This is a genomic window from Lysinibacillus sp. NPDC096418 (assembly GCF_044762775.1).
Lineage (GTDB): Bacteria > Bacillota > Bacilli > Bacillales_A > Planococcaceae > Lysinibacillus.
On sequence record NZ_JBIWEY010000001.1, the window covers coordinates 236,328 to 260,423 of the forward strand.

Genomic DNA, 24,096 nt, shown 5'->3' on the forward strand with positions numbered 1-24,096 from the left:
CTCTTCCCCCTAAAACCTATTCTTTAGTCGACAAATTCGAATTCGAATTCTAGTAAGCGTACGATGTCCCCATTTTGTGCACCACGTTCACGTAATGCCTCATCGACACCCATACCACGTAATTGACGTGCAAAACGACGTACACCGTCCTCGCGACTGAAGTCAGTCATCTTGAAGATACGCTCAATTGCATATCCACTAAGAATGAATGTGCCATCAGGTTCACGAGTGATTTCGATTGAATCTGCTTCAGATTGGTGTTTGTAAAGTACCGTTGCATCTGATTCTTCATCAAGATCTTCGAATAATGGGAATTCTGGAGTCACTTCTAGTAAATCAGCAATTTCAAATAATACCGGTTTTAAGCCTTGGCGTGAAACCGCTGATACTGGGAAGATTTTCACATCTTCGCCCACTTTTTCTCGGAAAATTTCTAAGTTTTCCTCTGCATCTGGCATGTCCATCTTGTTTGCCACAATAATTTGTGGACGCTCTGTTAAACGAAGATTGTATTGTTTTAACTCTTCGTTGATTGTTAAGTAATCTTCATAAGGGTCGCGTCCTTCCATACCTGACATATCAATTACATGCACGATAACACGTGTACGTTCAATATGACGTAGGAATTGGTGACCAAGACCAACACCTTCGTGCGCACCTTCGATTAAACCTGGTAAATCGGCCATAGCAAAGCTACGGTGATCATCCGTTTCAACCATACCTAAGTTCGGTACGATTGTTGTGAAATGATATGCACCTATTTTAGGCTTTGCTGCAGAAACCACTGATAGTAATGTTGACTTACCTACACTCGGAAAGCCTACTAAGCCTACATCTGCTAGTACTTTCAACTCTAATATAACATTTAATTCCTGTCCTGGCTCACCTTTTTCGGAAAGTTCTGGAGCAGGATTGGCAGGAGTTGCAAAACGACAATTTCCTCGGCCACCACGACCAGCTTTAGCAATGATTGCTTGTTGACCATGCTCGACTAAATCGGCAAGGACAGTGCCTGTTTCTTCGTCCATTACGACAGTGCCTGGTGGTACTTTAACAATTAAATCATTTGCACGTCTACCATGCATTCCTTTACTCATACCGTGTTCACCACGATCAGCTTTAAAGTTACGTTTATAACGGAAATCCATTAACGTACGTAGACCCTCTTCTACTTGAAATACAACGTTACCACCGTGACCGCCATCGCCACCAGCTGGACCACCATTCGGTACAAATTTTTCACGACGGAAGGCTACCATACCATCCCCGCCGTCGCCACCTTTTACATAAATCTTGACGTGATCGACAAACATTTAATTCACTCCCTGCTTGCACTCAATACATATATCCAAGACGTATTTGTCTCTTCTACTGTTTGAATGTCGAATTGTTTCAAACCTTTTTCGGTGAATGCATCAGCACTCCAAAGCCCATTTAAAGTAAACGTCACGTCAAATGTATCGTTCTTAACACGTACATCAATCGCTAAGCTCTGTTCAGTAAATGGATCTAATGTATCATAAACATGAATAACTGTTTTATTTAAGTATTCTACAACTGCCGTATCAATATCATTTATGACAGGTTTATTAATCTCACCACTAATTTTCATTGGTAACGAAGGATAGCGCCAGCTTGCCGTTTGTAGCCATTCCATCGTTTGTGGTAACTGTAGTCGATTTATGCTAGAAAGCACCCGTAATTGTTCAGAAAAATTTTGAATAAGTTTCTTTGATTCATCGATTCTACCTAAATCTAAATTCATGCGAATTAGTTGAAGCTGATTCACATAATCATGATTCGCAAAACGTAATACTTCACTAATGGTTAGTGATTGACTGTTCATCCCATTCACTCCAATAAAGTTATCTTTATTAGTATAACAAGTTTTAACGTTTTTTTCTCTTAATTCATCGCAACAACTATGATTTTTGAAGAAAAAAAAGGACTGCAATAAATGCAGCCCTCCGCTTTATGATCATAATTATGAAAATTAAGCTTGTTGAGTTTCTGGGTATACAGATACTTGTTTGCGATCGCGACCTAGGCGTTCGAATTTTACAACACCGTCAACTTTAGCAAATAGTGTATCGTCACCACCACGACCTACGTTTGTACCTGGGTAAATTTTTGTACCGCGTTGACGGTAAAGAATTGAACCACCAGTTACGAATTGGCCATCAGCACGTTTAGCGCCAAGACGTTTAGACTCAGAGTCACGTCCGTTTTTAGTAGAACCTACCCCTTTTTTCGATGCGAAAAGTTGAAGGTCTAATGCTAATAACAATTTCATTCTGTTCCACCTCCTACTTTGTTGTAGTTGATTTGGATATATTGTCCGTAATTTTGCACCATAGAATACACTTGGGCAGTCATTACTTGGACAATTAACTGTAGTTTTGCATCAATTTCGGGTTCTAAATCCGTTGGTAGATCTACCTTAAGATAGCCTCCACCTTCAGCTGCTTGTTCAACTTCTGGTTGTAATTGTAGTAGTGCATAAATAGCATTTACCGTACCAATGGCAATAGTAGATGCTCCTGCACATACTAAATCTTTACCAGATTCGTCGTACTCAGCATGTCCTGAAAATTCAAATGCAGACACATGTCTATTTTCATCATGATGTATCGTAACTTGTATCATTAGTTACACCTCACAATTAAGCGTTGATTGACTCAACAACTAATTTTGTATAAGGTTGACGGTGACCTTGTTTACGACGGTAGTTCTTTTTAGCTTTCAATTTGAAAACAACGATTTTCTTTTGACGGCCTTCTTTCACAGCTTTAGCTGTTACTGTAGCGCCCTCTACGAATGGAGCTCCAACTTTAACGTTTTCGCCACCTACGAATAAAACTTTATCGAAAGTTACAACTTCGTCAGCTTCCACGCCTAATTTCTCAACATAGATTTCTTGACCAGCTTCTACTTTGATTTGTTTACCACCAGTTTCAATAATTGCGTACATTTTACTGCACCTCCTCTTAGACTAAGACTCGCCTGTTTATGAAGGTGATCACAAGGATACTTAAACCTTCCCAGAGCGGTTGTAGTAGCACGGGTGCTACAAACAATAACATTAAGATATTACCACATAGAATCTATTAAGTCAACCGGTGCATTACATATTTCTCAAATGCTAAACGGTATTTCCGATAATTCCATTCTTTTATTACTTGCAGCCATACAAAGAGACAAAGTATCACTAAAAAAAGTGATTGTGGCAAATTACTTATTGTCATCAGTAATATGACCGTTACAATAAATAGGGAAAACGAGTGATAGAATTCAAACGCTTTAGCACTCGGATAAAAAATAAGAAGAAGTGCAAGTATAATTCTTCCCCCATCTAAAGGTATGACCGGCAATAAGTTAAAAGCCAATAACACAAGTTGCACATTTATCAATCTTTCAGCGATTAATTCTGGCATAAAAAAAGCAAAACCAATCCCTAGTAACGTAGCGATTGGTCCCCCTAAAGCAATCCACAAGAGTGATTTTTCATTAACAATCGCAGGATTTTCGAATTCAATTTCTCCTCCGTACGGCGCTATCACGCACGATTTCACCTTTACACGACAAAGCTTAGCTGCAAGCAAATGCCCTGCCTCATGCCATAAAAGTGCCCCTAATATAATAGAATAATACGCAATTTGCCCGCTAAAAATCATAAAAAAAACAAAAGGGATACATAAAATATGCAATTTAATTTTCATTTGTATCCGTTTTAAGCCATTGTACAATTTCTTCTAAACTATAATGTTCACTATTTTTTTCAATGGACATATATAATTGCCCAGCCTGTTTCATGCCAATTAAATCATTCTCTTTTACAGATGTATATGGAAGTTGTGCCAAGCTATCAAGCATACCATACGAAACGGTCGTCCCATCTGCATAACTAATCGACATCGTCTTACCAGTATATTTTGTATGACCTGTAAACACAACGAGCCCTTCTTGACCAGTATATACAGGCAATCCTACATCATACTGCAATAAAAAGCCTTCTTGGAATGCTTCAGCTTTGGCAAACGATAATAAATCAGATTGTCCAATATCACTTGAGACAACAATCTTCTCCTCCTCTTTTTTCAAGAGGCTTTGTCCTAGCTCAGTCAAATACGTCATATCCGCTGAGGTAGTAACTAGCTTCCTTATAGGTGTTTTAAGGGTACCATTGTCCTCTAAGCGAATCACAAGCATAATGGCAGCTACAAGTAACGTCATAACAATCCATTTCCATTTTCTAAACAAGCCTTCATCCCTTTTTTCACACTATATGAGGTAGCATGTCCGTTCATGCAAAACAAATGTGCTAAAACATCCATTCTCATCAGAAAAACCCAGCTACTAGACATAGATGCAACCCTGTGAAGTAGTTTTGTTGATCTTCGTTCCAGCTGGGCGAATTTAGCTGACGCTTTGCTTTCACTACACAAAATAACTGTTGCTCCGAAGCAGTTCATCGAACGCCCCGCCGGAACGGAAATCACCCCCCATTCATAATGATGAATTTCTATAAAAATGAATTGGACATGTTCCGAATGTAATATTACTAATATCGAATTCTTACAAAAAAATAAAAACCTTCCACATAAATATGCGAGAAGGTTTAATAAATTATCTAGAAAATAATGCTTTGAATTTTGAAAACATGCCTTTACTTTCATCTTCAATTGCCATCAATGGCACAGACTCCCCTAAAATACGACGAGCAATATTACGATAACCTAAAGATGCTTTGTTCTCAGGATCCATAACAATTGGTTCACCCTTGTTTGATGATGAAATGACACTTTCACTATCAACTATAATACCTAATAAATCTATCGATAAATGTGTCGTAATTTCATTAACATCCAGTGTTTCGCCATTTTTCATCATATGATGACGAATACGATTAATAATAAGCTTTGGTGCTGTAATTTCCTCTTGCTCTAATAAACCGATAATACGGTCTGCATCACGCACAGCAGAAATTTCCGGTGTCGTCACAACAATCGCATGATCCGCACCTGCAACAGCATTACGATAGCCCTGCTCAATACCTGCTGGGCAATCTATTAAAACATAATCATAGTCTCTTTTTAATTCATCTACTAAACTCTTCATTTGCTCAGGTGTCACAGCGTTTTTATCTGTAGTTTGAGCAGCAGGTAATAAAAATAGTTTCTCATCTACACGTTTATCTTTTACAAGTGCTTGATGTGTTTTACAACGTCCTTCAACGACATCGACTAAATCATAAATAATACGATTTTCTAAACCAAGTATAACGTCCAAGTTTCGCAGTCCGATATCGGTATCGACTAAACATACTTTTTTACCTTGAAGAGCCAATGCAGTTCCAAGATTGGCAGTAGTAGTTGTCTTCCCTACTCCGCCTTTACCTGAAGTTATTACGATTGCTTCACCCACATTAGCTTCCTCCTTTAGACGCAATTAAGAATGGTCGAATATTTTTCAACGTATGAATTTGGTCGTACATAATACGACCATCATTTCCTATAAATGCACAAATCATCTCTGTTCTATTCACTTTTTTTACATGTTCATCTGACATCACTTCAACCTGATCAGCAATCATAATATGTGTGGCTTCAAAACGAGAGGCAGCAATAATTGCTTCTTTATTGCCTTGCACACCAGCATGTACAATCCCTTTTAACTTCCCAAGCACATATACATTGCCGCCAGCTTCAACACGACCGTTTGGATTGATATTACCAACAATAATAATATCTCCAGGTGCACGAAGGATTTGACCAGATCTGACAACACCGACATATGTATCTTGTTGACTCTCTAATATCCTCTGATTACTTTCCTGTACAGTTAGTACATCACTTTGCACTTTCGAAACCGAAAGTTGCTCAGATTGTTGCACAATCTCTACTAATTCTTTTAATTGCTCATCAGAACAGTATCGGTAACCTAGATGTAATTGTACATCTACTTTACCATCGATACCGCCCTCTGAGACTTTTCCTTGTAGCTCCTCTACTAAATCAATATAAGCGCATTGATCATCTAAACGTAAGATAAAGCCGTCTTTTGTACCTTTCATATTAACAAGTTGTTTTTTCATGAATATTTCACCTCACGTTGCTCGTTATTACGATACTTCACGCGCTCTCTGTAAAACACGCGCATTAATTAGATACTTGAATGCCCAACCAAGAATCATTAAAAATAACATGTTGGCAATCATTGTAGGTAGCAACCGTGAACGTAAAAAATCTGCTAGTGGAATCGATGTAAAATCGATTAAATAAAAGAATTGATAAAGTACAAATTCTAAAATAGCTACCAAAATAAGCGAAATAGTTGTTGTAACTACTAAATGCTGATGAATAATTTTTACGATTGAACCAGCTAAAAAACAAATAAGTGGATATAACACAGAGTATAATCCAATAATATCAATGTAAAAGACATCATACAAGACACCAAAAAAAAGACCATACATCACCGCACGCTGACGGCTGTAATAGATGGAAATAAAAATCAAATATAATATTAAAAATCTCGGTACTAAATAAAAAATTTGCCCGTTCAACTCAATTGGTGAAAGCATTGCAAATTCAGGTTCTAGCAAAAATAACAGTACCGCAATAGAGGGAATGAGAAACCGAACCATCATTCATCCTCCTCTTCACTGTCCTCTTGTGGGTTTGTTAAATCTTTATTTGTCGAATTCCCATCCGCACCATCAATAACTGTTGATGTACGGTTTGCGATCATGACATACTCTAAAATTGAAAAGTCGGCAGATGGTTTAACATATGCCATTTTCGTTAAGCCATAATCATCTGTGCTGATCTCTGTAATCTCACCAATTGGTATACCCTTTGGAAAAATCCCGCCTAGTCCAGATGAAACAACTTGCTCGCCTTCTTTGACCATTAAGCTTGAATCGATTCGCTTCAAAATGAGTTCATTACGCTCTTCATCAAAGCCCTCGATTAAACCGTACGCTTCTTTTTCACCCAAGACCATTGCCGACACACGGTAGTTTGGATTATTTGTATACAAAAGTTCTACCTCAGATGTAAAAGGTGTCACCAATGTAATTTTACCAATTAAACCACTCGCTGTCATAACCGCCATATTCTTAGTCACACCATGTGAAGAGCCTTTATCTAAAATAATTTTCTCTTCCCATTGGTCTGGATTACGAGCAATCACAGTTGCCTGAATTGGATTAAACGCTTTTAAATTTTCAGATTTTTCAATCTGTTCAAATTTCTTGATGTCAGATTTCAGTTGTAACGCCTCATTTTGTACAACTGCAAATTCTTCTAAGCGTGCTTTTAAGCGTTTGTTTTCTTCGTACGTATTTAATAGAGAGTCAATGTTATTAAAAATACCAGCAATATAATTGGCCGGCTTCGCAACAATCGATTGTGCGACGCCGACAGTATCTTTAATAATTTGTTCTGGTAAAGTTGCGTTTGTTCGATCACGTAATGAGAAGCTAATCAATGCCACAAGAAAAATCATGCCCACGAGCAGCAATATTACTTTCTTATTGAAAAAAAAATGTGGCATTGCCTAAACCTCCTTACCCTCTACCTTGTTGTTGACGAATTAAATCAATATGATCTAAAGCTTTTCCAGTACCAATTGCTACACAGTCAAGCGGATCTTCTGCAATGAATACTGGCATATTCGTTTCACGACTAATAACTTTATCTAAGTTAGTTAATAATGCACCGCCACCAGTTAAGACAATTCCGCGCTCCATCACGTCAGCAGATAATTCTGGAGGTGTTTGTTCAAGTGTTTTCTTGACGCCATCGATAATAGCTGTCACTGCTTCACGTAATGATTCTGAGATTTCAACAGAAGAAATTTCAATTGTTTTCGGTAAGCCTGTTAAAAGGTCGCGACCACGGATGTCCATTTTCAGCTCCGGACCTTCAGCGCTTGCCGTACCAATTTCCATTTTCACAGCTTCTGCCGTACGTTCACCGATTGTTAGGTTATACGTCTTACGAATATATGAAATAATCGAATGATCCATTGCGTCACCGCCGACACGAACTGATTCACTTGTTACGATACCACCTAAAGAAATAACTGCAACTTCTGTAGTACCACCACCGATATCAACGACCATAGAACCAGTTGGATCCCAAACAGGTAAGTTTGCGCCGATTGCAGCTGCAAACGGTTCTTCGATTGTGAATGCTTCTTTTGCACCAGCTTGTCGAGATGCGTCGATTACCGCACGTTGTTCAACTGATGTAATACCATAAGGCACACAAATCATAATATTTGGCTTTTTCCAGTTACCTCCGGAATTTTTTGATGCTTCCTTTAAGTAGTACTCTAGCATCGCTCTTGTAATTTCAAAGTCAGCAATAACGCCGTCTTTCATTGGACGAATAGCTACGATTGAACCTGGTGTACGACCGATCATATTTTTCGCGTCATTACCCACCGCAACTATGTCTCCTGTTTTTGTATTTTGTGCTACAACTGAAGGTTCGCGTAAAACGATCCCTTTTCCTTTAATAAAAACTAATGTATTCGCTGTGCCAAGGTCAATCCCGACATCTTTACTTCCTAATCCAAACAAATTGTGTACTCCCTTTCTATTTAAGTCATCCTTAAGTTTCGTTGACATAAAATCATACCGCTCATTATAACGCAAAAACGTAAGAATTTATAGTGTCACATGCACTGTCTTACGTAAAACATAATAATTTATTTTTTCTATTAAAAAAATTGCGTTCATAGATTAGCATATAATTTTTTTTTACGTAAGACAACGCCTGGCACCTTGCCAATTTTTGTGAATAACCGCCACTATCACATATGTACAATGACGTACTAATAAGCAAATAGTTGCTTAAACATAAAAAAAAGTTCTGCAAGATACTCTTACAGAACTAAAAATAACCTTTTTCCTTTAGACTAATAGATTATTGATCCCCGGTAATCACATGTTCGGCCAAATCTACACCTATAATAAAATCCGCTTCTTGATTTCTTTTGTCACTTTAATATCTTCTGGACTCAGTGTTGGTACACCACTTGTACAAGCTAAACATACTTAATTTTAATAGAATTCATATAATTACTTATAATGAGTAATTCATCAAATATATATTACCTTCCAATAAAGTGTAGTTGTTTTTTGATTAGATTTCCTTTCCCCACTAAAACGTCTGATTGTTTGAACTTCGTTTTATTGCCTTATTGAAGAAAAGCTATCGTTTGCCAGGCAATTATCTTGTGAAAATATATTAATACTATTAAACTAAGTACTTAGTAGGTTCATTAGTAACCACATATTATTACTGAAAGAGTTGATTTAATATGACATGGGTTTGGGTTGGTTCGATACTATTTTTTATTCTTAAATTGTTAATGAGTCCTCCAAGTGCACTTGTAGCATGGGTTTTAACTAAATTTGCACTTCATCCAAAACTTGATTCAAAAGATGTTACTGTTACATTTAACGGAAAGCATTTAAAAGAAGAAGAAAAAAATAGATTTACTGACTATTTTAATGAAGCAAACTTTTTAAAAAAACATTATATATTTCCAGGCAATGAAAAATTATTTCTACATCCAGAGACCAATGTTACTCCATTTGTCATCAACGTAAAAAAAGGCAAAAAAGATGTTAATTTCTTTGTTTATAGTACTGATAATCAAGTTGATGTAGTCAAGCAGGACAAGAAAAAAGTTATTTCTTATAGTATTAATTCTGAAAATTTACTGAATTTTACAGTTTAAACTTAGATGTAGGAATAGTTTAAAAATAGTAAAAAGACTTATTATGAAATAGGGCTACCCCTCTGATACAGGACGGGAGTCAAATAGCATTTAAACAACCAGTTGTCGGTATAATACCGGCAACTGGTTGTTTAGTTTCTCTCAAATTCGAATATAGCTATAATACACCTCCAAATTGAAGTTTAGGTTCTAAACCCAAATTCAATCGAAGATGCTTTTTCATTTGACTATACTAACAGAAGCAACCTCACATGCAGAACTAAAAATAACCTTTTTCCTTTAGACTAATGTATTGATGATCTCCAATAATCACATGATCAACCAAGTCTATGCCAATAATATAACCCGCTTCTTGAATTCTTTTCGTTACTTCAATATCTTCTGGACTCGGTGTTGGTACACCGCTCGGATGGAAATGCTTATGTTCGTTTAGGTAAGTTCAATTTATAACAACGAACTAAAATTCATTATAAACTACAAATAAATAATAAATATTTTAGAAACAACCATTTCTTTATCAACCAGCTTAAATTCTATCGTTATTTCGGAGACTCCTGCGAGAAAAGCGAGACAGGCAAGACCCCAAACAAAGAAAATCGAATGAGGATACTCCACACTCGGCATGTGAATATTGCGAATACCCAAACACTAAATCTTATTTAGCAAATTTTTAGTTTGAAAAAATTATTAGAACTACAATTTTTCACTGCCCTCATTCGAACTTTACAATGTGCAGAATGGTTCTATTTTAACGTTGTTTTTGGATCCAATGTGGAATTTCATACTCGGTACTTGCTTGTATAAAGCAGTGCTTGAGCGTCCATGTACTAGAGAGTACAATCTTTTGATGACGATGTAATAACCCAAGAACGAGGTAGCCTTCCATATCTTCCTTCTTAGCTAACCTTGTCCACCATTCCTCGACATCTCTTACCTCAACTAGTTTCGCAAACATGGCATCCACTTCACGCCATGTTTGCTCATCCGTGCTTAACGATAGTAAATAAAGCGCGTAATTCACACGTGCAAGTGGCCTGTCTGAATTTTTCACCATGTCTAGTAATTGATTGAAGTCGAATTGTCCTTCGACAGAAGCATTATCATGACGAATAATGTAAAATAAGTTACTTGCATGTTCTATTTGCCCTTTCTTAAAAAGCTTGACATAAAATTCAATAGCCTTTTCAATATTATGCTCATTTTTATAATAATGTATAGCTAATATATTGTAGACTTCATCTTCTTCTGTCTCCAACAATTTATCGATAATCTGTAATCCTTTTTCAAAATCTTTCGGCAATACATCCATCACCAATAACGACGTAGCATAAGATAAATAGGCTCGCCTATACTCTAATGAGCACGCTTGTTCAAACAAACGAATGGCCGTATCAATATCTTGTGGTATTTCTTCTCCTTCTTCTAAATATTCAGCGAGAGCCACCATTGCTTCTGGTACATCTTTTTCAATTTCACGCCAAAGAAGTGCTTGTACATCTTCAGTTGTTTCATCAAAAGCATTTTCTTGTATTGATAGTTGACATCTAATCGTTATTGCTTTTTCAAATCGGTCTTCTATTAATTCCTCAAAGAGTTGCTTTGATTCATCTACCCTTTTCGTTATTTTATCCCCTTTGGCTAATTCGATGGCTAAATTAATTTTTGAGACATTGCAGCCCTTTTCCATACCTTGTCGTAGAATTTTCTCCCCTTCAATCCGTTTTCTAGAAGAGCCATTACCATTTAAATAAGCCATTCCAAGCGCACTATAAGCATTTATAAACTCATTTTTTACCGACATTTCTAAATAGTGGATACCCAAACTATAATTTCGTTTAAAACCTATACCATCTACTAGTGCGTCTCCAAGCATCAAACACGCTTCATTTGAGCCTTCTTCAATCGCCATTTGTAACCACTTCAACGCCTCATCATTGTCTTGGGGAAACCCCCCTAATTCATATAGATGTGCTCTGCCTAATGAAAACATGGCTGAAATCGAACGCATTTTCACAGCCTCTAACAGCCATTGCTTTCCTTGTTCAAAATCTGCCTTTACATGTTTACCATCTAGGTAATATTCAGCTAAAAGCAAACACGACTCTTCATGCTCCATATCAATTGCTTTTTCAAGCCATTCAATGCCTTCATCTATATGTTGCGGTAGATGTTCACCTTCGATTAATTCCACACCTAAAAAGCACATCGCTTGCACAAATTCTTTCTCAGCTGCCCGTCTTAACCATTGCTCGCCTTCTTGTACATTCTTCGTTAATCTCTTACCATTGATAAGATTTACCCCTAAGTTATACATCGCCGGGATATTTTCCCTTTCTTCAGCTAGCATGCTCAATAATTGATAAGCTTTTTCGGGATTCGCTTCTGACTGTTCCGTCCTTAATAAAAAATGAACCAATATGAGGATACCCATTTCATGCCCTTCTTCCACAAGTTCCTCCAGTAATTCATAGCCCTCATCTTTATTAACAGCTAAACCTTTTCCATCAATCAAACGACTACCTAACATCATCTTCCCAGGTTGATATCCTTGTAGAATCGCTTGACGAAGGTATTGCTCACCTTCTTGTCGTAGCTGTTCCTCTTTTTTATGATCAATTAAATAACTCCCTAAAAAACACAATATTTCGGGTTCATCTCTGTCAGCAGACTTGCGAAGCCACGCTTCAGCTTCCCTTTTCTCATGTTCTTTGCTACTTTTCCCCATCAATATTAATTTTGCATAATTCACTACAGCATTGGGTTTTCCTAGTGATGCCAACTCTCGCATGCAATACTTATAGCCTTGAGGAATCTTCTTAACGGATGTAATCATGTGACCAGCTAATTCTTGTACTTTCTCGAGCTCTGCGTCTTCGATTAACTCATCGATGATTTCTTTGACAATCTCAATTTCTTTTCGAGACCCCTCGCTCATCCAATAATTCACAAAGTCAGCAACTAGTTTCGACTCAATGTCTTTATCGTCTTTCATCCACACGGTATAGTCCTCTAAATGTCTTTTTAAATCGCGTTTACCAATGCATTTTTTTACATAATCCGCATATGCCTTAATGCCTAATTTAATATTTTTCTTGGCTGTTTCAAGACCTTGAATCTGATACGAAACCGGCTTTAGTAAATCAATGATTTTATCTAAATTAAGCCGTTCGTTAAATTTTTCTTCTAAATATCCTTGCACATCATCTAAGCTAATTGCAGAAATCGGCTCGAAAATCGCGAGTAAATGTAGAACTTCTTTTAAATATTCACCGCGGCCATCCTCATACGCACGCAGCCATTCATCCTTTTGTCGGTCAAAATATTTCCCAAGCTCATCTTCCACATCGACTTGTGTGAAATCGCCGTTAACTTCCTTTAGTTTACGGGCAATTGCCGCAATCTGTAAGGACCACCCTTTACTATTGCGGTAAATCTGATCATTGAACTTTTTCTCCTCTTTTCCAGCGAAATCGTCAATACCTGTAAAGAGCGGAATTTCACTGCGTTCTATATAGCCGACTTGGTCCGGATAAACCAATGCGCTACTATAATTTGTAAGCCATTTTTCAATTCCAAGATTCGGACGGACCGTCAATAATGCAGATACACCTGGTGGTAATTGACGTGGTAAAAATTCTAAATTATCGAGAAAGGTAGTGATTTCATCGAGTGCATCAATAATTATGACGACCGGACCGTATTGCTTCGTGAGCTTTCGGAGCGCGCGACTGAAGATGGCTTTATGTATTTCGAGCTCACTCCTAACATTTGTAGGGTGGTTCAACGCATTTGTATTTAACGGTAATGACACAACATTCTCCTGAGTGGATGAATTAGAAAAATTCTTCGCGGGCGAAAATAGTTTCTTGGAATAATTGCCAAAGTGTTCACCTGAAATCGCCCTTTTCATTTGCGATGAGCTATTAAAAAAGCTCATTTTGTCTACTTCTTGCAATGCAGGAGTATGATTCGGTAAATCTTCTGGCTCGAGTAACATCGTATTCGCTTGTGAAATAAGTGAGCGTAAAATACGAACAGGGTCAGATTCCCACTTCCCAAAATGAATAAGTTGTCCAGGCAACCACGGTGCAGCTTGCTTGATGTTGGCGTCTGGCTCAATCAATCTATCTTGCTTCGCAAGTAATTGCTCAGATACCTTTGCACAAAGCGCTGTCTTCCCAATTCCTTCAATACCTGTGAGTAAATAATAGCCGCCACTTTCTCGTAACTCGTTGGTTAGCTTACCAGCGATTTTCTCCACTAAATCCTGTCTTGCTTTAAAACCTTTGATTTCTTTTCCACGCGACACACGGATCGAAGCGATTAAATCCTCTGCTTCTGCATCAATCTGACGACATAACAGCCCCTCCAAATTGGCTTTGATAACGTCATAATTTAGGTACAGTGGGACTAAAATAATTGTCATGGCACAGCGCAAATAGTTCAATCGCAGTTCACTGGATGAAAGTGCCGTATTATGCGTCTCGTAATTTCTAGAATTAATTGCAATCCACATATACTTTTTCCCGACATCTTCGAAGGCATCAGGCGTCTCTGCTTCCATCTCTTGTTGGTTTAACAGCCGTAACTGTGTAACGGTAGGCTTTAAGGTGAAGTAATGCTTCTCTTGATTGAGCTTCTCCCACTTTTCCTTATCGCTAAAATACAGCACGGGTTTAATCCATTTCTCAACATTCAGTAGTACCTGTGAGGCTTGGTCCGCATCATTTGGATCGGTAAACGCTCTTTCAATATTTTTTAAAAACGAGGAGATATTAGTGAAATATGGGTGTTTTTGACAAGAAATGGCAAGTCGATCAGCTAAAGTAACAAGCTTTTCTAAATCATCAATCATGCCACAATACGTACTTTTCGATAAATCATTTTTAAGCAGATCTTCGATTTCATTTGTATAATTAGAGAAAAACAGTTGAGACACTTCTACCCCTCCAATTGTTTTGGTATGAAACAATTGTACCATTTAAAAATTTTAATTATATAGGCATAAAAATAAAAGTATGGTTACAAAGGGACTGATTCCCATATTTAAGACAGGGGTCAAAAAAGCATTTATCCAACCAGTTGTCGGTTTTGTATCGGCGACTGGTTGTTTAGTTTTGCTTGTATTCGGATATAGTTATAATCCTAATTTTTCTCAGTTTGTTCTCCGATTGCAGTCGTAGTATTCGTTAAACTGTCTAAAGGAAACGTCTCAGCCTTAATACTGAATGGAACGATTTGATACGGGCATTATCAGCGCGCATACCTTTACGGGATATGCTCGTGATAATGCCTTTTCCTTTAACGGCTTGTTGAAATCTGTTTCGTTGGCACATCAGCAAATTTCATTTCAATGGCCTTCGTTTTTACTTCGTATTGATAACTAACTCTTGTTCCCACAGAAAAAAACACCTTCTAATTAAAATTTGGGTAATTAAACCCGAATTCAATCAAAGATGCATTTTTTTGTCTATACTTTTGAGGTCAGTCCCACTCTTGCAGAACTAAAAATAACCTTTTTCTTTTAAACTAATGAATTGATGATCCCCAATAATCACATGATCGACCAAATCTATACCTATAATATAACCCGCCTCTTGAAGTCTTTTCGATACCTCAATATCTTCTGGGATCGACGTTGGTACACCACTCGGGTGGGTTTTATTTTAAGAACACTCAAAAAAGAATTGTATCATTCGAATGGGTTGATACAATCGTTTTTTACGTTCTCTTAATTCAACTTTATTAACTATACAAATTCTTCTTCAATTACACCTTGCAATTTTGGAACATTAATAAACATAAAACGAGAATTTACCCAATGAATTAATTCACTTAAATTTTTATCAACTTCTCTTAAGTTTCTAGAGCAATCAAGAGTATAATGAATAGATTCTTTATTATATTCTTCTAACAATAAATTGGTAGGTATTGACTTACCATTGTCGGATTTCTTTAATAGTTGGGTAGAAGAAATAACTTTTTTTATCATCTGATTTTTTTCAAATACTATAAAAAAAATATTTTTTATAGTATATGAGTTATATGACAACAAAGCATTATATAAATTTAAATCAATATAAGTAGAAATAATTTGTTCCCGTGCTTCAAATAGTGATTCAATTTTCAATGTTTTTTTTACTTCTCCACATACTAAAAATACTGCCTTTTCTTCATGATCAAAAACCAATAGAGAAATATCGCATTTTCTTTCTTTAAAAGTTTGAGCCTTAAAGTTTCCAAAAATACTTTTTTCCTTACTACTATCTGAATCTCCATATTTAAACACTTGAAATCTATTATTATCAGATAAATCTAATTCTAATATTTCAGATATATTAACATCAATATCATTAGAATCTTGAATATCCCTATCAGAATATTTTTCTGTAATAATCAAATCACCATGTATTTCTGGAATTAATGAAAAGTGATTGTTAGTAATACATTTAGCAATCCTACCATGAATTTTGATACCGTTATTCATCTCTATATTCACCGCCAATAAAATACTTTAATTATTCTCTAACTCCCATTGCAATTCTGTAGTGATGTCCAAAAAATCATTTATTTGCTTATTAAAAATATCAAAGTCCACTCCATAGCTAGTTTTCGGGAGAATTTGGATTTTATTCCCATTAATTAAATAAGCATTTATTTTAGAAATAAAATTACCATTAAACTCTTCTATTAAATTATTCAAATTTAATTTTTCTAAATAAATATTTTGACGTTCTTTATCTAGTTTAGAAATCATTATAATATTATTCAATGCATCACCTATAAAATTATTATGAGTTGTAAGCCAAAGTAAGTTCGAACTATGCTCTTGAAAAGCCAGCAAATATTGAATTAATTTAACTGAGTTACTAATAGATAAATGTGATTCGGGCTCTTCCAAAATTATGTTAGGATTTAAAACTTTTTCTATTAATATTTTTAAAATTGCATATTCATTTTGTAGAGAAGATGCCATGTTTGCACTTATCAAGCTATTATCAGGTAATCTATATTTAATATCACCTTCAGGACTTGATATTATTTCTGCTTTTAAAAATATGTTTTGTAGGTATTCAACGAATAGTTTTGTTTTACTATCGAGTTTCTTATTCGATTTGATAGCTATTAGCCTTAATATTTCATCAACATACTTTTCTATAAATGGATCAATACTATTCAAATTATTCGATTTATTTCCATCTTCATCTACAAGATATCTTGAAACCATAAGCTTATTATTTTCTTTTTTAGAAGCAAAAAGAGCTAGATCTCTTTGATAAGCCTCTCGTGAAGCTGGTAAATAGTAAAATTTCTCTGCATAATCCATACCTTTTTTTCTGTTTGTTGCTATGTGAGAAGGGAATAAATTGATCTCATAAATATGTTTCATAATAATCTGCATAGCATATCGAGTAGATTCTTCAATATAATAATCAGCTATTTCAGGTTCATCTTCAGAAAATCCTCCCAAAATACTCAAGCCAAACCTACTAACTAAATTTCTAGATCTCACTTCAATCGTACACTCAAAATCAGAAGTGCCCCTAATAAAGAAATGTATTTCTAATGGTTCTTTATGTAGTATTTCCAATTTCACATCACTAAGTTTATTTATATATTCATCATCTGAATATGCTTTTTTTAATATTTTTGGTAATGAGCCATTAAGAAGTTCATTCATCTTCAATTCAATATCATCATAAAATTCAACTAAATTTTCACCATCAATATTGAACTTAAACTCTAAATCCCCAATACTTTTCGATTCTTCTTCAATAAACAGAACTTCTTCATCAAATTCATCATCCAAATTTCCTTTTTTCCAATACATGTTTAGACCATTATTCATCGTTTGCATATTAAAAATATAATTAAATTTTTCTAGTTCACTTAAAGTAAGGTCAGGGATTTCTCTTGATAAAAAAAATTCGTTAATCGTTGTTAATATTTTAACTAAATGGGTCTTACCCGAACCATTATCTCCACAAAAAATCATTATTGGGCTTAGTTCAATTTCACTGTTCTCAATATTAAAAAAATTAAATAATTTAATTTTCAATTTCATCTCTCCCATATATAAAAAATTCTATTAATTCCCATTATAAAACAAAATGTATAATTATCACACGCTTAAATATGTTACAAATATGTTTAGAATTCCACTTTAGTTCCTTCTCACAAAATTTTTCCACCTTCAAACGAAGGGCAACATATTGTGCACAATATTTTATGATTTTTTGTTTTTCATTATTAATAGTATGTTGTTTCTTTGTTCAAGTTGTTCTATATTTCTATTTTCCTAGACAACTAATCTAATTTAGTCCCATACGTAACCTCCTAAAAGTTATTGAACTTTAAAAAAATGATGTATATACTATTTTTAAATGTAAAATAATTACACTTAAAAGGGGTGTTACTTTGAAAAATTTATATGTTATTGATGGTGGTGTAGATTTATTAAGTGTTGTTAAAGCATCTAATGAAGACGAAGCTTTTAACTTATTTGCTAAAAGTAAAATTAATGATCCATTCTTAAAAGAAGAAATCGAAAAAATCTTATTAAATGCTGGTTTATTCGAATATTTTTACAAAGATGGTAATGGAAGTTTCTTCAATGACTTAACTGGTGATTATCCAAAAAGGCTACTGAAAATGAATGAAACTGAGAGAGAAAAATATATTGATTATCATGTTGAAAAAAATATACGTGAATTTTGGAGGGATTTCCCCCATTTAGCCGAGGAATACTACCTAGAATGGCAAAAACAATGGTATTCCGAAATAGATAGTCCCCCTACTTTCTCTAATGAATTTTACAAAGAAACTATTAAATTGATTATTTTAAACACTAATTATTACGACGGTTTTAACATTACAAAAATTGATTTAGATTATACTAACATACAATATATCCGAGACAGCTTAGATTAATTAAATATTCTACATCATCTATATCACTCATCTACTAATCAAAGAAGATGAGTGATATTAATTAGTTTTAATTTCTTCATTCACCTGTAAACCCACTAATTCTTCCCCTATCCTTCCATATCTTGCACTTTGTGTAAGTGATAGACCAAAACACTCATTCAGAAATTGTGGGCCAAATCTTGCAGCACAATATTGAAAAGCTGCTATTCTTAAATATTTCGGTGTAAAACCTGTAATACTTTTAACTTTTTTACAAATTAAAATATTTGAGATAGACACATCTTTCAAAGATTTATAAGATGGAAATAATTTTTTTGATTGTTTTCTTTTTAACGAGCTCTCTCTAATCTTTAATGCTTTTTCCAATAACAGGAGATCGATTTCACTTAAATATGCTGGGGGTCTGTTTTCAATAGTTATATATTTTTTTTCTAAAAAAATATTTTCTAACTCAATTGACCTTATTTGCGCACTTGTCAATCCATGAAAATATATTAGAGAGGTTATAAAACGCTCCGTAACTAAATCTTCATCTCCATACTCTATAGACCTAAAGATTTCTTTATGTTGAGTGATAGATAAGGGTTTAACTTCTATCATATCATCCCTGGCTACAAATTGTTCAATCGGCACTGTAAATATAAAACCATGTTTCTTCATATATGCGAAGAAATTATATAATGTTCTTTTTTTATTTTGTCCATTCACGAAATCAAATTCTAAGAGATATTTATTAACCATATCTTCTTCAACCTCTGCCCAACTCGAAAGACTATAACGCTCCATTAACCAACCATAAAATCGAATAACTTGAATAATACTACTTTCAACAGAAATCCACTTTTTTGTATGAGTTGAATTCTTACGATAAAAATTTCCCATTTTTTCATTTTCATATTCAATTATTTTTAATAATGGTTTTTGAAATGATTTATTTATCTGTTTAATTTTTTGTATAATTAATTGTTTTTCATCTTTTACTCTAGCTTTCAGCAACCCTACACTCTCTAAAAAAACTAAAAAAAAATTCTTTGGAGCTATTAGATTTAGAAAACTTTTTCTCAAAAAATAACAACCAATCATTCGAAAGAAAAATATTAAGATATTTATTACCACTAATGACTTTATATTTATACTCCTTTTTTTCTACTAAGATAATGAATGGATAAAATTTCAATCCACTTGGAATAAAATCTTGTAAGTAAGTAAAATATTTCTCAGTGTTCCCTAATATTTCAGCATAAGTTTGTACCGTCCTATTCAAACCATACAAATATTGAATGAAGTAATAATATAATCCTTTAATGGAACTATTGTTAAAAATTGAATCCACATATTCAAATGTAGTTCTTCGAAAAACAGTTCTATAAGCGACACAGTCATAACAAAAACTATGTTGAGATTTTTCAGTCAAATTTCTCCCGCAATCATGACACCTTTTCTCTGAAAAAAAATAGTCACAAATATCTTGTTGAAATCTATTTTCTGGTCTAATATCTTCTGGAAAAAAATTTTCTTGTTTATGTTCTATATCTAATATAAGCAATTTTTTAGATATCAAAAATGCTTTAATTGTGAAAATAATAGTAGGAGATTTAATGGAGCTTTTTCTAAAATAATCTACTTCTAATTGGGAACTAACAATTTTAACATTGCCAGTATAGCCCGATAAAATTTTTATGAAATCTATTACCATCCTTGATTGAAGTACATGTTTCCATGAACTTTTGGCTATAAATTCAATAAACTCAACTAATAAATCCGAAGCAAACTGACTTTTAATTTTCGATATTCTGTAATTTTTTTCATTATAACAACTCAATATACGTTTGCTCTGACAATCATTACACTCTCCAGTTTTTTTTATTGTTTTTACTGAAGCTTTTTGACTACATAGTGGACAATTAGCATACATAGTTAACTCCTTCAAATCGGTGGCATCTTACGTTCATTACCATTAGATACTTTTTTAACATCAACTTCATGCATTTTATCTTTAGATACAATAACCGTGGGTTTGTGAAACAGCAAATCATTTGGTTTACAATTTAAAGCTGAACACAAAGCATCCAATGTATTTACTTTTATTTGTTTTGGAGGTTCGTTAATTAAAGCTGCAATTGAAGGAGCCGACAACTTATATCCGGTGATTTCTTCCATCTTTCTTGCTAACTCTGCTCCAGACCAAATATTATTTTCAGCCATTATTTTTCTTAATCGCCATTCAACAGCCATTCTTAATCACCTTCCTCTAACTCAACCAATTGTCTTCTCCATAATTCTTGACTTACTCTTATTCGTTTTTCAATATAGTCACTACTTGGTTCTAAGTAACCCGCTGTAGTTGCAACATTTACATGGCCTAATAATTTACTCATAGTTAAAATATCCACACCATTTTCTACCTGGTTTGTTGCAAAAGCATGTCTTAATTGATGAGCAGAAAAAATTTCTTCTTTAGGAATTCCTATCTTCATTTGTCTTCTTGTCAAATTAGCACGCATTGTGTCACGAGACACCCTTTGTCCATTTTCGGACAGAAACAACGCTGCATTATCCATATTTTCCTTATTGAATCTAGGTAATATTTCTTCAAGATACCACTTTAACAATAGATCTACATCATTTAACATTGGTATCCAACGAGGTTTATAGCCTGTACCTCTACTCCCTTTACCAAATCGAACATGTATTTTACCTCTTTCATTACCTAAATCAAACCGCAAATCATTTTTATCGACTTTTGTAAGTTCAAATATTCTTAAGCCTGTTAACATTAATACCTTAAAAAACACCTAATCCCTTGCTACTGTATAATACTTTCTACCATCTATCATTTCTTTTTTCATTCCATTAAAAAAAGTATCTACAATTTCTTTTTTTGGTGCTACAACTCTAAAATCATTATCATCTTTTCTATGAAAAAACTTATTAAATTCATCTAGTACATCAGGAACGGTAAGTCCTAATGTATTAAATATTTCTAATGATTTTCTTCCTCTTAAAAAATTATAAAAAGTTGAAATATTAGATTGATACATACGTCTCGTACTATGTGCTAACCCCTTTCCTACTAGAGATAAATAAAAATTTTCAACATCATCAGTTGTAATATCCCAACAAAATTTATTGGATAATGTTAAAAATTCATTAATATTTCTTAAATTTAAAGCAATTGTATGAGAAGTATATCCCTTAACTTTTTGTTGTCTTTCCCATTCCCCTAATAATTTCGATTGATAATTAAGTAATAGATCTACATTTAGTTCAGCTTTTTTTGATTCAACAATATTATTAATTAATTTAAACTTTTTCATATAGCACCTCACATTTTTAGGTGTTACCTAACTTTTTTAGGTAGCACCATCATAACATGAGTTGTTTTAGCTGTCTAACATATACATAATCCGATGATTATGCGCACATATAATGGAAGCCGCCGATCGTTTTACTGCCTCGCGGAAAATCTCCCTTGGATGCACTATAGATGCATTCAAGCTTCCAATAAAAATCGTCTGTCGATGAATGATTTGGTTCTTAACATTCAGAAAAAGTACGACGAAATGTTCTTGTGTGAGTGATGTCATATCGGGCATTAAGTACGTCGCAGCATCTTGCGGAGAACGAATCGTATATTTTTCATCAACTTGCTTTTGTGACAAACGCCGTCCCAACTCTATAGCTGCAAGTAACTGAATTGCTTTTACTTCACCAATGCCTTTAATCGTCATCATCTCTTCAATCGTCGCATGTTTTAAATGATGTAAACGTTCGAATGAACTGAGCACACGATTTGCAAGGGATAGAACCGATTCCTCCTTCGTACCTGAGCGCAATAGTATAGCAAGTAACTCTTGGTTCGATAGGCTCATTGCCCCTTGCCGTAGCAATCGTTCACGCGGACGATCTGCGATATGTACGTCCCGTATCATCATCTCTGGTAAAACATCTATAGGCAAAAGCCTCACTCCTTCGCAAATTGGATAATATTTCGCGCTACCAATTGCGTAAACAACGCTGCAAGTGGTAACCCAACAACATTGTTATAATCTCCTTCAATTCGCTCAACTAAAAGTGTGCCAGCCGTTTGGATACCATAACCCCCCGCCTTATCATACGGATCTCCTGAATCAACATAAGCTTCGATTAATTCTTGAGATAGATTATGGAATATGACTTTCGTTTCTTCCACAATAGTCGTCTCTTTTCCATTTGGTTCTAGTATGACAACCGCCGTCATGACCGCATGACTTGTGCCTGAAAGACGTGATAAATGTGAAATTGCCTCTTCTCGCGTTGTTGGTTTATGCAAAAGCTCATTGTCAAAAACAACAATCGTATCTGCACCAATGACAGTTGCTGTTGGCACTTTTTTCGCAACATCACGTGTTTTTAACAACGCCACACCTTTCACATACTCTTGCATCGTCGTTGCTTGTACACTTGTTTCCTCCACATCACTCGTCACAATGTCAAAAGGGACCTCTAACATCGCGAGCAATTCCTTACGTCGTGGGGAAGCGGAAGCAAGTACAAGTTTTTGATCTGTTTCAAATATCATCTTTTACATTCCTCCTCAACAACCATCATAACGGAGAAATGTTCTTTTGAAAATTTTCAAAAAAACGAGATAATATTCATTTCACTATACTCTCGGCTTAAAATTTCACTTGTAAACAAGCATTTTTAGACTTATAGTGCGCAAATACATGTAAGCGAACAATGTTCAAATCATTTGATATCTTGGATGCAGCCATACCGATTGATTGCCAATCATCAGGTAATGTAGAATCATTCGCTGTTTCCTGAAAATTTAATTTTGCTGCATTTTTATCCGCTAGCACACTAGGCAATTCAGCAATCTTTGCATCCGTACAGCTTTCATTGACGACAGTAAATGCCTTTTTAAACGTTGGTGGAGCTTCTAAGAACGTTAACTTACTTTCATCAATCACCATACTTGTCCAAACATAAAACTTCCCGTCCACGTCCACAATAGCTCCTTCCTTTAACGCTGGATACTCGGCTAAAAACGCACTCGCACTTTCATAATTTGAAAATACACCCGCCTGACTAGCATAAAACATGGCTGAAGGAGACGTGTCACCCGCAGTTGTAATTTTTTCCTCTTTATCTACAGTTTCATCTCCCTCGTTTTTTAGTGCTATTTGATTACTCACTTGGAGAACGCCTAAAAATATTGCAACACCAAAAAGTCCTACAATGCTCCCTATAACAATTGCACGAATCACTTGTTTTTTTATAACATGACTTACAATTTTCATGCGTTCATCACCTCACCATCCAACGTAACAAAATTCACATAAAAAAAGACGAGACTCATGTCGTCTCGTCTAAAAAAATTTATCGCTAGTATGTAGCAAAATACGCCTCAATTCATCATAACTT

Annotated in this window: 24 protein-coding genes, 4 pseudogenes and 1 other annotated feature; of the genes and pseudogenes, 2 read left to right on the top strand and 26 right to left on the bottom strand. The window is 34.9% G+C overall.

Going from position 1 to position 24,096, the window contains the following annotated elements; translation table 11 throughout:
* Nucleotides 1–23: 23 nt before the first annotated feature.
* From obgE to ACIQZG_RS01175, 12 genes are all read right to left on the bottom strand, one after another.
* Nucleotides 24–1,313, bottom strand: coding sequence for a GTPase ObgE (gene obgE / locus ACIQZG_RS01120; protein WP_402753315.1), 1,290 nt, complete (start codon nucleotides 1,311–1,313; stop codon nucleotides 24–26).
* 5 nt (nucleotides 1,314–1,318) lie between these two features.
* Complete coding sequence (locus ACIQZG_RS01125; protein ID WP_402753316.1) at nucleotides 1,319–1,846, bottom strand: Spo0B domain-containing protein; 528 nt, start codon at nucleotides 1,844–1,846, stop codon at nucleotides 1,319–1,321.
* Between the two features lie 147 nt (nucleotides 1,847–1,993).
* Nucleotides 1,994–2,293, bottom strand: coding sequence for a 50S ribosomal protein L27 (rpmA, locus tag ACIQZG_RS01130; protein WP_010860051.1), 300 nt, complete (start codon nucleotides 2,291–2,293; stop codon nucleotides 1,994–1,996).
* Entirely contained in the window at nucleotides 2,290–2,646 is a 357-nt protein-coding gene (locus ACIQZG_RS01135; RefSeq protein ID WP_402753317.1) for a ribosomal-processing cysteine protease Prp, read from the bottom strand. The genes rpmA and ACIQZG_RS01135 overlap by 4 nt, the downstream gene beginning before the upstream one ends.
* 16 nt (nucleotides 2,647–2,662) lie before the next feature.
* Complete coding sequence (gene rplU, locus ACIQZG_RS01140; RefSeq protein ID WP_010860053.1) at nucleotides 2,663–2,971, bottom strand: 50S ribosomal protein L21; 309 nt, start codon at nucleotides 2,969–2,971, stop codon at nucleotides 2,663–2,665.
* 14 nt (nucleotides 2,972–2,985) lie between these two features.
* Nucleotides 2,986–3,062: a sequence feature (ribosomal protein L21 leader region), on the bottom strand.
* A gap of 45 nt (nucleotides 3,063–3,107) precedes the next feature.
* The gene (locus ACIQZG_RS01145; RefSeq protein ID WP_402753318.1) at nucleotides 3,108–3,719 is read right to left on the bottom strand and encodes a zinc metalloprotease; all 612 of its coding nucleotides are present in this window, start codon (nucleotides 3,717–3,719) and stop codon (nucleotides 3,108–3,110) included.
* The gene (locus ACIQZG_RS01150; RefSeq protein ID WP_402753319.1) at nucleotides 3,709–4,260 is read right to left on the bottom strand and encodes a peptidoglycan DD-metalloendopeptidase family protein; all 552 of its coding nucleotides are present in this window, start codon (nucleotides 4,258–4,260) and stop codon (nucleotides 3,709–3,711) included. The genes ACIQZG_RS01145 and ACIQZG_RS01150 overlap by 11 nt, the downstream gene beginning before the upstream one ends.
* Before the next feature lie 366 nt (nucleotides 4,261–4,626).
* On the bottom strand, nucleotides 4,627–5,424 hold the full coding sequence (gene minD / locus ACIQZG_RS01155; RefSeq protein ID WP_402753320.1) for a septum site-determining protein MinD: 798 nt from the start codon (nucleotides 5,422–5,424) through the stop codon (nucleotides 4,627–4,629).
* Between the two features lies 1 nt (nucleotide 5,425).
* On the bottom strand, nucleotides 5,426–6,094 hold the full coding sequence (gene minC / locus ACIQZG_RS01160; protein WP_402753321.1) for a septum site-determining protein MinC: 669 nt from the start codon (nucleotides 6,092–6,094) through the stop codon (nucleotides 5,426–5,428).
* 27 nt (nucleotides 6,095–6,121) lie between these two features.
* On the bottom strand, nucleotides 6,122–6,646 hold the full coding sequence (mreD, locus tag ACIQZG_RS01165; protein ID WP_402753322.1) for a rod shape-determining protein MreD: 525 nt from the start codon (nucleotides 6,644–6,646) through the stop codon (nucleotides 6,122–6,124).
* Nucleotides 6,646–7,557, bottom strand: a complete 912-nt coding sequence (gene mreC / locus ACIQZG_RS01170; RefSeq protein WP_402753323.1) for a rod shape-determining protein MreC — start codon at nucleotides 7,555–7,557, stop codon at nucleotides 6,646–6,648. The genes mreD and mreC overlap by 1 nt, the downstream gene beginning before the upstream one ends.
* Nucleotides 7,558–7,570: 13 nt before the next feature.
* A complete protein-coding gene (locus ACIQZG_RS01175) occupies nucleotides 7,571–8,590 on the bottom strand; it encodes a rod shape-determining protein (protein ID WP_402753324.1) in 1,020 nt (339 codons plus the stop codon).
* Nucleotides 8,591–9,333: 743 nt separating this feature from the next.
* On the opposite strand from ACIQZG_RS01175, the gene ACIQZG_RS01180 reads away from it, so the two are divergent.
* The gene (locus ACIQZG_RS01180; protein WP_402753325.1) at nucleotides 9,334–9,756 is read left to right on the top strand and encodes a YfmQ family protein; all 423 of its coding nucleotides are present in this window, start codon (nucleotides 9,334–9,336) and stop codon (nucleotides 9,754–9,756) included.
* Between the two features lie 259 nt (nucleotides 9,757–10,015).
* Here the strand turns inward: ACIQZG_RS01180 and ACIQZG_RS01185 are convergent.
* The 6 genes and pseudogenes from ACIQZG_RS01185 to ACIQZG_RS01210 form a co-directional block, all read right to left on the bottom strand.
* Nucleotides 10,016–10,174, bottom strand: a pseudogene (locus ACIQZG_RS01185) (JAB domain-containing protein); the annotation flags it as partial.
* 330 nt (nucleotides 10,175–10,504) lie between these two features.
* Nucleotides 10,505–14,695, bottom strand: coding sequence for a hypothetical protein (locus tag ACIQZG_RS01190; protein WP_402753326.1), 4,191 nt, complete (start codon nucleotides 14,693–14,695; stop codon nucleotides 10,505–10,507).
* A 131-nt stretch (nucleotides 14,696–14,826) separates the two neighbouring features.
* A pseudogene (locus ACIQZG_RS01195) lies at nucleotides 14,827–15,074 on the bottom strand (IS3 family transposase); the annotation flags it as partial.
* Between the two features lie 186 nt (nucleotides 15,075–15,260).
* Nucleotides 15,261–15,413 (bottom strand): annotated as a pseudogene (locus ACIQZG_RS01200) (JAB domain-containing protein); the annotation flags it as partial.
* A gap of 92 nt (nucleotides 15,414–15,505) precedes the next feature.
* Entirely contained in the window at nucleotides 15,506–16,243 is a 738-nt protein-coding gene (locus ACIQZG_RS01205) for a hypothetical protein (protein WP_402753327.1), read from the bottom strand.
* A gap of 27 nt (nucleotides 16,244–16,270) precedes the next feature.
* Entirely contained in the window at nucleotides 16,271–17,815 is a 1,545-nt protein-coding gene (locus tag ACIQZG_RS01210) for an ATP-binding protein (RefSeq protein ID WP_402753328.1), read from the bottom strand.
* Between the two features lie 359 nt (nucleotides 17,816–18,174).
* Here ACIQZG_RS01210 and ACIQZG_RS01215 point away from each other — a divergent pair, with 359 nt between their 5' ends.
* Nucleotides 18,175–18,687, top strand: a complete 513-nt coding sequence (locus tag ACIQZG_RS01215) for a hypothetical protein (RefSeq protein WP_402753329.1) — start codon at nucleotides 18,175–18,177, stop codon at nucleotides 18,685–18,687.
* A 57-nt stretch (nucleotides 18,688–18,744) separates the two neighbouring features.
* Here the strand turns inward: ACIQZG_RS01215 and ACIQZG_RS01220 are convergent, their stop codons facing one another.
* The 8 genes and pseudogenes from ACIQZG_RS01220 to ACIQZG_RS01255 all read right to left on the bottom strand — a co-directional run bounded on the left by ACIQZG_RS01220 (nucleotide 18,745) and on the right by ACIQZG_RS01255 (nucleotide 23,972).
* Nucleotides 18,745–19,683: a hypothetical protein gene (locus ACIQZG_RS01220; protein ID WP_402753330.1), complete on the bottom strand. Its 939-nt coding sequence runs from the start codon at nucleotides 19,681–19,683 to the stop codon at nucleotides 18,745–18,747.
* Nucleotides 19,670–20,602 (bottom strand): hypothetical protein, encoded by a 933-nt coding sequence (locus tag ACIQZG_RS01225; protein ID WP_402753331.1) that lies wholly within the window; start codon nucleotides 20,600–20,602, stop codon nucleotides 19,670–19,672. Before ACIQZG_RS01225 ends, ACIQZG_RS01220 begins: the two co-directional genes overlap by 14 nt.
* An 11-nt stretch (nucleotides 20,603–20,613) precedes the next feature.
* Nucleotides 20,614–20,922, bottom strand: a complete 309-nt coding sequence (locus ACIQZG_RS01230; protein ID WP_402753332.1) for a helix-turn-helix domain-containing protein — start codon at nucleotides 20,920–20,922, stop codon at nucleotides 20,614–20,616.
* A gap of 2 nt (nucleotides 20,923–20,924) precedes the next feature.
* Nucleotides 20,925–21,482, bottom strand: coding sequence for a tyrosine-type recombinase/integrase (locus tag ACIQZG_RS01235; protein WP_402753333.1), 558 nt, complete (start codon nucleotides 21,480–21,482; stop codon nucleotides 20,925–20,927).
* A complete protein-coding gene (locus ACIQZG_RS01240) occupies nucleotides 21,483–22,004 on the bottom strand; it encodes a phage integrase N-terminal SAM-like domain-containing protein (RefSeq protein WP_402753334.1) in 522 nt (173 codons plus the stop codon).
* A 93-nt stretch (nucleotides 22,005–22,097) separates the two neighbouring features.
* A pseudogene (gene radC, locus ACIQZG_RS01245) lies at nucleotides 22,098–22,619 on the bottom strand (RadC family protein); the annotation flags it as partial.
* A 32-nt stretch (nucleotides 22,620–22,651) separates the two neighbouring features.
* Nucleotides 22,652–23,248, bottom strand: coding sequence for a Maf family protein (locus ACIQZG_RS01250; protein ID WP_402753335.1), 597 nt, complete (start codon nucleotides 23,246–23,248; stop codon nucleotides 22,652–22,654).
* Nucleotides 23,249–23,345: 97 nt separating this feature from the next.
* Entirely contained in the window at nucleotides 23,346–23,972 is a 627-nt protein-coding gene (locus tag ACIQZG_RS01255) for a hypothetical protein (protein ID WP_402753336.1), read from the bottom strand.
* Nucleotides 23,973–24,096: the final 124 nt, after the last annotated feature.

Excerpts from the sequence above, each read along its gene's own strand:
- obgE (WP_402753315.1), bottom strand. The coding sequence starts at position 1,313 with ATGTTTGTCGATCACGTCAAGATTTATGTAAAAGGTGGCGACGGCGGG.
- ACIQZG_RS01205 (WP_402753327.1), bottom strand. The coding sequence starts at position 16,243 with ATGAATAACGGTATCAAAATTCATGGTAGGATTGCTAAATGTATTACT.
- rpmA (WP_010860051.1), bottom strand. The coding sequence starts at position 2,293 with ATGAAATTGTTATTAGCATTAGACCTTCAACTTTTCGCATCGAAAAAA.
- ACIQZG_RS01230 (WP_402753332.1), bottom strand. The coding sequence starts at position 20,922 with ATGGCTGTTGAATGGCGATTAAGAAAAATAATGGCTGAAAATAATATT.
- ACIQZG_RS01250 (WP_402753335.1), bottom strand. The coding sequence starts at position 23,248 with ATGATATTTGAAACAGATCAAAAACTTGTACTTGCTTCCGCTTCCCCA.
- ACIQZG_RS01255 (WP_402753336.1), bottom strand. The coding sequence starts at position 23,972 with ATGAAAATTGTAAGTCATGTTATAAAAAAACAAGTGATTCGTGCAATT.
- rplU (WP_010860053.1), bottom strand. The coding sequence starts at position 2,971 with ATGTACGCAATTATTGAAACTGGTGGTAAACAAATCAAAGTAGAAGCT.
- ACIQZG_RS01145 (WP_402753318.1), bottom strand. The coding sequence starts at position 3,719 with ATGAAAATTAAATTGCATATTTTATGTATCCCTTTTGTTTTTTTTATG.
- mreD (WP_402753322.1), bottom strand. The coding sequence starts at position 6,646 with ATGGTTCGGTTTCTCATTCCCTCTATTGCGGTACTGTTATTTTTGCTA.
- ACIQZG_RS01135 (WP_402753317.1), bottom strand. The coding sequence starts at position 2,646 with ATGATACAAGTTACGATACATCATGATGAAAATAGACATGTGTCTGCA.
- mreC (WP_402753323.1), bottom strand. The coding sequence starts at position 7,557 with ATGCCACATTTTTTTTTCAATAAGAAAGTAATATTGCTGCTCGTGGGC.
- ACIQZG_RS01180 (WP_402753325.1), top strand. The coding sequence starts at position 9,334 with ATGACATGGGTTTGGGTTGGTTCGATACTATTTTTTATTCTTAAATTG.
- ACIQZG_RS01225 (WP_402753331.1), bottom strand. The coding sequence starts at position 20,602 with ATGTATGCTAATTGTCCACTATGTAGTCAAAAAGCTTCAGTAAAAACA.
- ACIQZG_RS01240 (WP_402753334.1), bottom strand. The coding sequence starts at position 22,004 with ATGAAAAAGTTTAAATTAATTAATAATATTGTTGAATCAAAAAAAGCT.
- minC (WP_402753321.1), bottom strand. The coding sequence starts at position 6,094 with ATGAAAAAACAACTTGTTAATATGAAAGGTACAAAAGACGGCTTTATC.
- ACIQZG_RS01125 (WP_402753316.1), bottom strand. The coding sequence starts at position 1,846 with ATGAACAGTCAATCACTAACCATTAGTGAAGTATTACGTTTTGCGAAT.